This window comes from Streptomyces beijiangensis (genome assembly GCF_017315755.1).
In the GTDB taxonomy this organism is placed as follows: domain Bacteria; phylum Actinomycetota; class Actinomycetes; order Streptomycetales; family Streptomycetaceae; genus Streptomyces; species Streptomyces beijiangensis.
Genome location: NZ_JAFLRJ010000184.1, coordinates 1 through 9,094, shown reverse-complemented (window position 1 = coordinate 9,094; position 9,094 = coordinate 1). Strand labels below are relative to the sequence as shown.

Annotated in this window: 9 protein-coding genes and 1 pseudogene; 3 read left to right on the top strand and 7 right to left on the bottom strand. The window is 67.1% G+C overall.

What is annotated here, in order from left to right; translation table 11 throughout:
* Window positions 1–157 precede the first annotated feature (157 nt).
* Together J0695_RS20400 and J0695_RS45680 are read right to left on the bottom strand one after the other, a co-directional pair.
* Window positions 158–1,462 (bottom strand): sugar ABC transporter substrate-binding protein, encoded by a 1,305-nt coding sequence (locus tag J0695_RS20400; RefSeq protein ID WP_206963552.1) that lies wholly within the window; start codon window positions 1,460–1,462, stop codon window positions 158–160.
* Window positions 1,463–1,645: 183 nt separating this feature from the next.
* A complete protein-coding gene (locus J0695_RS45680) occupies window positions 1,646–2,062 on the bottom strand; it encodes an ATP-binding protein (protein WP_344102716.1) in 417 nt (138 codons plus the stop codon).
* Window positions 2,063–2,165: 103 nt separating this feature from the next.
* On the opposite strand from J0695_RS45680, the gene J0695_RS20390 reads away from it, so the two are divergent.
* Complete coding sequence (locus J0695_RS20390; RefSeq protein ID WP_206963550.1) at window positions 2,166–3,083, top strand: helix-turn-helix domain-containing protein; 918 nt, start codon at window positions 2,166–2,168, stop codon at window positions 3,081–3,083.
* A complete protein-coding gene (locus J0695_RS20385) occupies window positions 2,992–3,189 on the top strand; it encodes a DUF397 domain-containing protein (protein WP_206963549.1) in 198 nt (65 codons plus the stop codon). The genes J0695_RS20390 and J0695_RS20385 overlap by 92 nt, the downstream gene beginning before the upstream one ends.
* 341 nt (window positions 3,190–3,530) lie before the next feature.
* On the opposite strand, the gene J0695_RS20380 is transcribed toward J0695_RS20385, so the two are convergent.
* The 5 genes from J0695_RS20380 to J0695_RS20360 form a co-directional block, all read right to left on the bottom strand.
* Window positions 3,531–4,382, bottom strand: a complete 852-nt coding sequence (locus J0695_RS20380; RefSeq protein WP_206963548.1) for a hypothetical protein — start codon at window positions 4,380–4,382, stop codon at window positions 3,531–3,533.
* Window positions 4,383–4,600: 218 nt separating this feature from the next.
* Window positions 4,601–5,854, bottom strand: coding sequence for a hypothetical protein (locus J0695_RS20375; RefSeq protein ID WP_206963547.1), 1,254 nt, complete (start codon window positions 5,852–5,854; stop codon window positions 4,601–4,603).
* Window positions 5,844–6,437, bottom strand: coding sequence for a DUF6114 domain-containing protein (locus J0695_RS20370; protein ID WP_206963546.1), 594 nt, complete (start codon window positions 6,435–6,437; stop codon window positions 5,844–5,846). The genes J0695_RS20375 and J0695_RS20370 overlap by 11 nt, the downstream gene beginning before the upstream one ends.
* Before the next feature lie 91 nt (window positions 6,438–6,528).
* Complete coding sequence (locus tag J0695_RS20365) at window positions 6,529–7,161, bottom strand: DUF6230 family protein (RefSeq protein WP_206963545.1); 633 nt, start codon at window positions 7,159–7,161, stop codon at window positions 6,529–6,531.
* 606 nt (window positions 7,162–7,767) lie between these two features.
* Complete coding sequence (locus J0695_RS20360; RefSeq protein ID WP_206963544.1) at window positions 7,768–8,745, bottom strand: tetratricopeptide repeat protein; 978 nt, start codon at window positions 8,743–8,745, stop codon at window positions 7,768–7,770.
* A gap of 207 nt (window positions 8,746–8,952) precedes the next feature.
* On the opposite strand from J0695_RS20360, the pseudogene J0695_RS44025 reads away from it, so the two are divergent.
* Window positions 8,953–9,094, top strand: a pseudogene (locus J0695_RS44025) (TetR family transcriptional regulator); the annotation flags it as partial.

Here is a 9,094-nt window from a genome sequence, read left to right as displayed (position 1 = left end):
ACCATCAACGGCGGCGGGGCGGGTGTCCGTCGCCCCGCCGCCGTTGATGGTGCTCTTCACTTGAACTGACCTCGCAGCAAAGACGGTCCGGGTGTCATGGCGACGGACTGCTTGTCCGGCCGGGGGTCTAGGGGTTGCTCCCCGGGAAGAGGCGGCCTCACTCGCTCTTGGCGAAGATCGCGTCCATCTCGCCGGCCGCCTTGTCGGCTGCCTGCTGGACGGTCGCCTTGTTGTTGAGGATGGACTGGATCATCTTGGTGACGACCTGGGAGGCCTGGATCTCGCCGTACGCCTTGGTCTTGGGGACGGTCGCGCCGGCTTCCAGCATCTGCTTGGCGAAGGGCTCGACCAGCGGGTCCTTCGCGGCGGCGACCTTCTTCAGCTCGGAGTTCTGACCGGGGAAGTAGTTGGTCTGCGCGGCCCACTTGGCGGCGAACTCACCGGTGGTGAGCATCTTGACGAACTCCCAGGACAGCGCCTGGTTCTTGCCCTTGAAGGTGGAGAGGTAGGAGCCGCCGAGGAAGGCCTTGCTCATGCCGCCGGTCGGGCCGGGGACGGGGACCGCGGCGAGCTTGCCCTTGAGGTCCGGGTTGGCGTCGGTGAACGCCTTGGGGGTCCAGTTGCCGGAGATGGACATGGAGACCTCGCCCTTCTTCCAGGCGTCGCCGACCTCCTTCTCCGTCCAGGTGTTGACCTTGGCCGGGGAGACCTTGTCCTTCTTCGCGAGGTCTGTATAGAACTGGATGCCCTCGACAGCCTTGGGCGAGTTGATGGCGGACTTCCACTTGCCGCCGGACTCGGTGGCGAGCTCGCCGCCCGCACCCCAGATGAAGGTGGTGGCGAACATCTCGGCGCCGCCCGCGACGGGGAAGGACACCATGCTGGGTTCCTTCTGCTTCAACGTCACTGCGGCCGCCTGGAGTTCCTTCCAGGTGGTCGGCGCCTTGAGGTGGTACTTGGCGAAGATGTCCTTGCGGTACAGGACCGAGCGGACACCCGCGTACCAGGGCATGCCGTACTGCTTGCCGTCGAGCGTGCCCGCGTCCTTGAGGCCCTCGACGAGGTCGTTGCTCAGGCCGGACGCCTTCACCTTGTCGGTGACATCGACGAGCGCGTCGGCGTCCGCGAACTGGGGCACCCAGGTGGTGCCGACCTCGGCGACGTCGGGGACCTGCTTGGGGCCGCCCTCGATCGCGGTCGTGAACTTCTTCTGGGCGGTGGCCCACTGCTGGTACTCGACCTTGATGTCGGCGCCGGTCTTCTTCTTGAAGGCGGCGGCCGCCTCCTTGAAGAACGGCTTCGCGTCCGGGTTCGTACCCTCCATGATCCAGACGGTGAGGGTCTTGCCCTTTCCGTCGGTGGCCGAACCGCCACCCCCGTCGTTCGAGTCGTCGCCGCCGCACGCGGTGGCGGACATTCCGATGACCAGGGCGATACCCGCCGCGACGACTCGTCGATTCATTCCTGTGCTCCCCAGTTGGCTCACTGTCCGTCTGCTGTGCACGCGAGTCTGACCATCAATGGGGAACTGGTCCAGACCCCTTTGCGCGAGCGGGACCGAAACGTGATGAGCGTTGCGCGGTGCACAACGCTTGCAATGGGATGCGCAACAGCGCTGCTGAGGGCGTTAGTTGGCATCAGAGGTTTAGACCTCTGGCTCGCCGAGAAGCACCTCGGCCCACACCGTCTTCCCGTACGGCCGGTCCGCCACACCCCAGCCGAGACTCAGCGCTGCGACGAGTACCAGGCCACGTCCGCCTTCGTCGTCGCCGCCCGGGAGACGTGGGTGCGGGGGTGGCAGTCGATCGGCACAGGCATCGGAGAGTTCGACACGAAGGAGAGCAGGACGGTCCGGATCCACGGCGAGGTGAAGCTGGAAGTCCCGGCCGGGGGCGCGGCAGTGAGCGACCGCATTGGCCGCGAGTTCAGCGACGACGAGGGCGGGGACGTCGGTCCCGTACCCCCAGGCGGCCAGATGACGTGCGGCATCGATCCGGGCAAGGTGGGCGCCCCGGCGGGTCGAGCTGAAGAGCCGAGTGAACTCCCGCTTTGCGTCTGGCATTTGCTGGTTCATGGAACCAGCATCGAGGTGTGAGGTTACGATCACCAAGCGTTACGGTTTTCGGAGTCGCGAGGCGAAAACAGCACGGGACGGGAAGGCGACGATGCCCGCACCAAAGGAACTCCACCCCACGTCATCGCTCCCCGAGCTGTACGGAGCGAAGCTGCGCAAGCTCCGGATCCGGGCGGGCTGGACCCAGCGGGACCTGGGCGACCGGGTCCCGATCGCGCACAGCCGGATCGCACAGTTCGAGCTGGGCAAGGAGATCCCGCCGAAGGACGTGTCGGACGCCTTGGACCGACTGCTGGACGCGGACGGAGACCTGTGCGATCTCTGGGCGCACGTCCAGCGCACTCCGGTCCCCAACTGGGCGCGCAGGTACTTGGACTTGGAGCCACAGGCCGGCAAGATCCGCACGCACTCGCCCCACACGGTGCACGGCCTGCTGCAAACCTCTGCCTATGCTCGGGCCCTGCTGAGCGTCGCCCGCCCAAGCGTTGGCGACCGGCTCGAACAAATGCTGTCGACGCGCCTCGCACGGCAGGCGATACTCGACAGGCCCAGTCATCCGGTGTTCTGCAGCATCCTGGATGAGTCGGTACTGCGCCGCCGCATCGGTAGTGCTGCCGTCATGCAGGAACAACTGGAGCACCTGCTCTGCCACATGTCGGATTCGCCACACATCGCCATCCAGGTGCTGCCGTTCGATGCGGGCGAGCACCCGCTTCTCGGGGGATCGCTCACTGTGCTGTCGTTTCCACGGCGACCGGATGTCGCCTACCTGGAGAGCTCGCACTCCGGTGAACTTGTCGAGAACACCATGACTGTCGCGGAGTACGACCTAGCATTCGATCACTTGCAGGCTCAGGCACTGACGTCTACCGCATCAGTCGATCTGATCCGATCCGTGATGGAGGAGACCTACCGTGATGCGCGACTCCCGAGTCGAACTCAGCGCCGTCGAGTGGCGCAGGTCCAGCTACAGCAACACGCAGGGCGGCGAGTGCGTCGAGGTCGCTGACGGCCACCCCACCCTGGTCCCCGTACGGGACAGCAAGCGCCCGCAGGGCCCCGCACTCCTTTTCCCCGCCCCCGCCTGGACAGCCTTCCTCGCGCAGATCAAGTAGACGCCGCGCACGAAGAGACCCCTCCGGCGACATATCTGGCGGGGTTTCTTCGTCAGTCTGCCGAAATCACCGTACGGTCAAAGCAGCTCGCAGGTAGGCGAGGAGATCGTCGGCTGGCACCTCCGCCCGGTCGGCCTCAGGCACGCCAACGGCTCGTTCCGTCCAACGGATCCACGCACAGGCGGACGGCACCATGCGTGATCGATGGGAACATTTTCCCCAGCACCTCATCCGCATGGAGGCGCCGCAGAAGGTTCCACTGCCGCCGATCGAACTCGGCCGACAGGAGACCGGCGCACTGCAAAGTGGTGGGCTCTCCGCTTTCGACCGCGCGGGCGAACTCATCGAGCTCCAGGAACTCGATCCTCGCCCCCAACTCGTCGAGCGGCACGCCTTCCCGCCATGCGGCGACCGCCTCCACGAGCACGCGGACCACCACCCGAAGGGTGAGCGCTGCCCGCGTCAGGCTCCGTCGAACCCCGCAGAGACGAGGACTCCCAGAAGAGCGAGTGCGTTGCGCTGGGGCAACCGCGCTGGTCCGCAGCCCATTTGATGGCTGCGGACTGCCGCTGTCGCCTCACCACCGCCAGGACGATCGCGACACTCACCGCTATCAGATGCTCGCGCCCCGCGAGGTTCGGCTTCAGGAGCGACTGGACCACGACGATGCCGCCGGTCACGGCGAACAGCACGGGCGCCCGCAGGACCACCGCGACGTACGTGAACAGGCCCACCACGGCGGCCGAGGGCCCGGTGTCGAGCACATGCGCCATCTCCGGCGGCAGCCCCAGCCGGTCGGGGCCCAGCGCGATCATCACGCGGGCGCCCAGCGTGCCGGCCAGGCTCGTGCCGTACGCGATCAACAGGGTCCGGGTGCGGCCGAGCGTGAGCTCGGCGAGGGCGAAGGCGAGGAAGAGCTTGGGGAGGCCGGGCCAGACGGGGAGTTCGGGGGCGGCTATGAAGAGGGAGACCGGGGTCCGCAGGAGGACCTGACCGAGCGGCAGATCGGCCCGGACCTCGCCGGTCAGCCGTACCGCCTCGGCTCCGGCCACGGTCTGTACGAGTCCGTGGACGACGATCACCGCGAGAGCCGCGAAGAGCGCGACGGAGACCCCCGGCACCCCGCGGCGCCTGGCCTCCCGTACGGAGTCGACAACCACGCGCCGCCACTCGCCCCGCAGCACGCGCCCCACGGAGCGCACGAAACCGGGTATGCCGGGGTGCCGTCGACCGGGCGGACCCGTACGACCTTCGACAGCGCGCGCCACTGGCAGATCCCCCCACACTTCGTGCCGCTGTTCGAAATCGATCCTCACGGCGATTCTGCCCCAGGGGACGGACACGGCAGTGGCCCGCACCCCCTCGTTGAGGAGGGGATACGGGCCACTGTCGTTCCGCGGCTCCCGGAAGTTCAGTTCTGGGTGAAGTAGTTGTGCAGTCCGGGGACGGTCAGCGTGCCGCCGAACTGGCCCGCCTGGACCACCGTGACGTTGGTGAAGAAGGCGAAGGGCACATTGACCGGGGGCGGGGTCGCCGGGCTGAAGGTGATCGGGATGAGGCCGAAGAGGTTGCCCTTCAGCGACTCCGTGTACATCGTCACCTGGCCGTCGCGGATCGTCGACGTCGAACCGTCGCGCGCCTGGACGTGGGCCGTTGTGCCGTTCGGGCCGACCACGAGCTGGTGCAGGTTCTTGATGTCGAGCGAGGAGGCCGTGAACTTCAGGACCTTCTTGATCTTTCCGTCCGCGGTCTTCACCTCGACGATGCCCTTGTAGTCCAGGCCCGACAGGGTGAGCATCGACGTCTTCAGGGTCCACGGGTCCGACGGGAGGTCCGGGATGCCGGTCTCCAGGTCGGCCGCCGCGAGAGCCTTGGGGTCGGCGGTGGGGCACGGGTACGACGGCTTGGCGCCGTCAGGGATGTCCGTGTCCTTCTTCGCGTCCAGGCCCTGGGCGGACTTGGGCAGGTCCTCGACCGTCTTGCCGGCCTTGTCCGCCGCGTCCTTGATCGCCTTGGTGGTGTCGTCCACCGTCTTCTTCACGCCGTCGGTGACCGGGTCCGTCGGCTTCTTGGACGGGGTCGACGTGGAGGAGGACTTCGAGGGCGTCGGGGCCGGCGTGGTGGCCGATGCCGTGGGCGAAGGGGTGTCCTTGATGCCCAGCAGATCCTTGAGCGCGTCACCTACACCCAGCGGGTCGAGCGGGTTCGTCGACTTGGTCGCGCTCGGTGACGGGGTCGCCGCGGCAGCCGCCGACTTCGACGTGGTGCTCGCAGCCGGCTTCGTCCCGGTTCCCGAAGGACTTGCCGACGGGGAAGGCGTGGCCGTGTCGCCGGGGGCACCCGACGCGTCCGAGCTCGGACTGGGCGACGGGGTCGCGGAGTCCGAAGGCTTGGGCGTACCGGACGGTGTCGCGCTCGGGGAGTCCGATGCGGTGACGCAGGGACCCGCCGCGAACGGGATGTCGTCGTCCGCCATCGCCAGTTTGGGGGTGAGGCTCATGCCCACGAAGACCGCCGTGGGCATCGCGGCCAGGGCTATCGCCTTGCTCGCGGGAATGTGCAGCTTGGTCAGGAGCGACTTCCTGGGGGCCGCGTGGCGCGGCCCGCTTCTCTCGCGTACATCGTCGCCTCCGCTGAGTGCCAGCTGCCCTTCGTCACCCCGCACGGTGCCTCCCACCGTTGGCGTCAAATGTCGTGTCGTCGTGCACGGCCGGCGGCTGCTGCGGCACCTGTTGCTGCTGTGCCGCCTGCTGCTGCTCGGGTACGGCCGCGTGATCGAACTCGCCCAGGAGGGGCGCCCTTTCGGGCTCCGCTCCCACAGGACCTTGCGCGTGGGGCTCGGCCGGTTCGGCCGACGCCTTCCCCGGCGCCCAGGCGATCGACAGCGTGCCGCCGAAGAGGGCGAGAAGGAAGCCGGCCAGGAAGCCGCCGATGTTGGACAGCGGGATGGAGATGAGTCCCAGCAGGATCGTGGCGATGCCCGCGAAGACCCGGACGATGGAGTGGAACCACATCGTCAGACCCAGGGTGATCAGCAGGATTCCGATGATCAGCGAGCCCGCACCCGCCGTCGTCGACATGGCCATCGTGAGGTGGCCGAGGTGCAGGTTGAAGTACGGGAAGTAGATGATCGGCCCACCGCTGAGCAAGGTGAACAGACCGGCCCAGAAGGGACGTCCACCCCGCCAGGCCTGGAATCGCAGCCGCCAGTAGGTGAAATCGCGGTCACCTGAGGACTCGGCGCTCATGGAAAACAGCTCCCTGGTACCGGCATTGCCTTGAGAAGAAGTAGGTGGACGGGCGGGCCGGGTGATACTTACCGGCCCGCCCGAAGTGTGCCTAGTAGCACTCGTGAACGCCGGACTTCAGGCGCATGCTGAGGCCACTGAGCTTGAAGGTTCCGGCAGTGGTGGCCCACGCCTTCTGCTTCACGTGCGAGAGCTCGACGCTGTCCGCCTGCTGGGCGAAGCCGAACGGGTTCGCCTTCTCACCCGGCTTCATGGCAGGACCCTTGCTGGCGTCCTGCGCCGCAACACCGATGTCGATGTTGTGGAAGACGGCATCGGCGTCGAGTTCCTCGACGTCGAGGTAGAGGTTGTCCGCCTCTACTGGCGTGTCACCGCCACCGGCCTTCAGTACCAGCGTGACGGAACCGAGGAACGGCACATCAGGGGTGACGACGGACTGGCACATGTTCTTGATCGTTGCCGACTTGAAGCCGGAGATCGCCACCGCGTGCGCAGCCTTGTTGCCCTTGAGGTCGTACCCGGTGTCAACACCGCCGTACTGACTGAAGCCCTTGCCCCTGAGCTCGTCTGTTGTGACCTTGAAACTCTGGCCGGAGACGCTGAAAGAAGCCGCCAGCGCACCCTGCGCCATGGCGACGCCTATCGCGCCCGTCGCAGCCACTGCCGGCACCATGACCAGCGCGAACCGCTTCCATCTGGTTCCGCCACGTACCTGGGAACTCATAAATTCCTCCTTCTCGGACGTACATCTCCGGATCGGGCTTGAACCCGTCCTGGGATGGGAGAAGTGCTACGTCCTCGGGAAGGAGAGCGCCTGCATCGGAGGCGCGTTTGCGTTCCGAAACACCGGCGATCACCCCCGAGCGACAACCACTGGCCACGCGTTCGCGCAACCTCTGGACAGGCCCTGCCGATCAGCAGGAACCCCCCTGTCCACGGTCGGCGCCACTGCCGCCGACCGACCCGGTGGGGACCCAAGAAGCGATGGCGCGACCGGCTGTCGCGCTGGTGCGTTATTGGACCGAGCCTGGCCGATCGTGGTCCATTACGCGCCAGCGCACAAGGGGTCTCGTTACCGGCTAGTAACGGACGCATAACCACGTCACGACGTGCCGACATCAAGCAGGCACGGAGGGTGGACCCAACCCAGAGTTTATTCAGGGTGATTGCGTCATATAAGCGGACAGAAGGATCCGCTGGCCTTACTACGAGTAACAGCGGCCGCGTTTACCAAGTTTTGGTAAAGCGCGGCCGCCTGTTGTCTCTGTGTCGCCAAAACGTCAGGGGTTTCCCGCTGACACCACGCGTTTAATGACAGCTCAGGCCAGCGTCAGAAGAGAACCCTGGCCAACGCGCCGCGCGCGGCCGTCACTCTCTGATCATCGGCGCCGATCACTTCGAAGAGCTCAAGGAGCCGCACGCGCGCCGCGTCCCGCTCCTCACCTGCCGTGATCCGGACGGTGTCGACGAGCCGGGCGAAGGCGTCCTCGATATGACCGCCGACAAGATCCAGGTCCGCCGCCGCGACCTGTGCGGCGACATCGGCCGGCCGGTCGGCGGCGTCCTTGCGGACCTGCGCCGGGTCCAGGTTCTGGACGCGCTGGAGGAGTTCGGCCTGGCCGAGGCCGAGCTTGGCCTCCTCGTTGCCCGGGTCGTCAATGAGGACGTTCTTGTACGCCTGGACCGCACCGCCGAAGTCATTGGCGTCCAGGGCCTGCACGGCGGCCTCCAGCAGGGCGTCGTAAGGACCGACCGGAATCGGGGCGGGCTCCGCCGAGCCCTCGGGGGCATCCCCGTCGACCGCGATACCGGTCAGCCCGAAGCGCTCCTCGCCGACCTGGATCAGCTGGTCCAGGGTCTCGCGGATCTGCGCCTCCGGCGCCGCGCCCTGGAAGAGCGGGAGGGCCTGGCCCGCGACGACCGCGAAGACGGCCGGGATGCCCTGGATGCCGAACTGCTGCATCAGCATCTGGTTGGCGTCCACGTCCACCTTGGCAAGGAGGAAGCGGCCGTTGTACTCGACGGCAAGGCGTTCGAGCAGCGGGCCGAGCTGCTTGCACGGCTCGCACCACTCGGCCCAGAAGTCGATGACGACCGGGACCTCGGCGGAGCGCTGCAGTACATCGCGCTCGAAGCCGGCTTCGTCGACATCGATGACAAGAGAGGAGGGAGAGACGCCGACAGGGGCGCCGCCACCCTGCCTGGCGGCCTCGGCGCGCGCCTGCTCCGCCTTCTGCCGGGCCTCGTTGGCCGCCTTCACTGCGGCGAGGTCGACGACGCCGCTCATGGACATGTTCCTAGGCTGCATGAGTACATCCTCCCCCTTCCGCCGCTCGTTCCGGAAAGCCGCCGGCTTATTGCACTGAACGTATGGAGTACGGGAGCACCGGGTCCCCACCCGGCACCGTGGTTGTCGCTCTTTACGCTACGAGTCGTAGCGTATCTGCGCGGCGCCCGCCCCGGCGCGGGAATCCTTCGTGATCTGACTCACTCACCGCTCTACCTACTGACCGGTATGGTCGCGGGCATGCCGCCTCCCGCCACTCCTCCCCCACCCCCCGCCTCGCCCCCGCCCCGTGCAGGACGCCCCCGCAGCACCACCGCGGACGCCGCGATCCTCGAAGCGACCAGGGACGCCCTGGTCGAACTGGGCTGGT

Bases quoted from the DNA above. Each gene is read 5' to 3' on its own strand.
- J0695_RS20400 (WP_206963552.1), bottom strand. From the start codon at position 1,462: ATGAATCGACGAGTCGTCGCGGCGGGTATCGCCCTGGTCATCGGAATG.
- J0695_RS45680 (WP_344102716.1), bottom strand. From the start codon at position 2,062: ATGCCAGACGCAAAGCGGGAGTTCACTCGGCTCTTCAGCTCGACCCGC.
- J0695_RS20390 (WP_206963550.1), top strand. From the start codon at position 2,166: ATGCCCGCACCAAAGGAACTCCACCCCACGTCATCGCTCCCCGAGCTG.
- J0695_RS20385 (WP_206963549.1), top strand. From the start codon at position 2,992: ATGCGCGACTCCCGAGTCGAACTCAGCGCCGTCGAGTGGCGCAGGTCC.
- J0695_RS20370 (WP_206963546.1), bottom strand. From the start codon at position 6,437: ATGAGCGCCGAGTCCTCAGGTGACCGCGATTTCACCTACTGGCGGCTG.
- J0695_RS20365 (WP_206963545.1), bottom strand. From the start codon at position 7,161: ATGAGTTCCCAGGTACGTGGCGGAACCAGATGGAAGCGGTTCGCGCTG.
- J0695_RS20360 (WP_206963544.1), bottom strand. From the start codon at position 8,745: ATGCAGCCTAGGAACATGTCCATGAGCGGCGTCGTCGACCTCGCCGCA.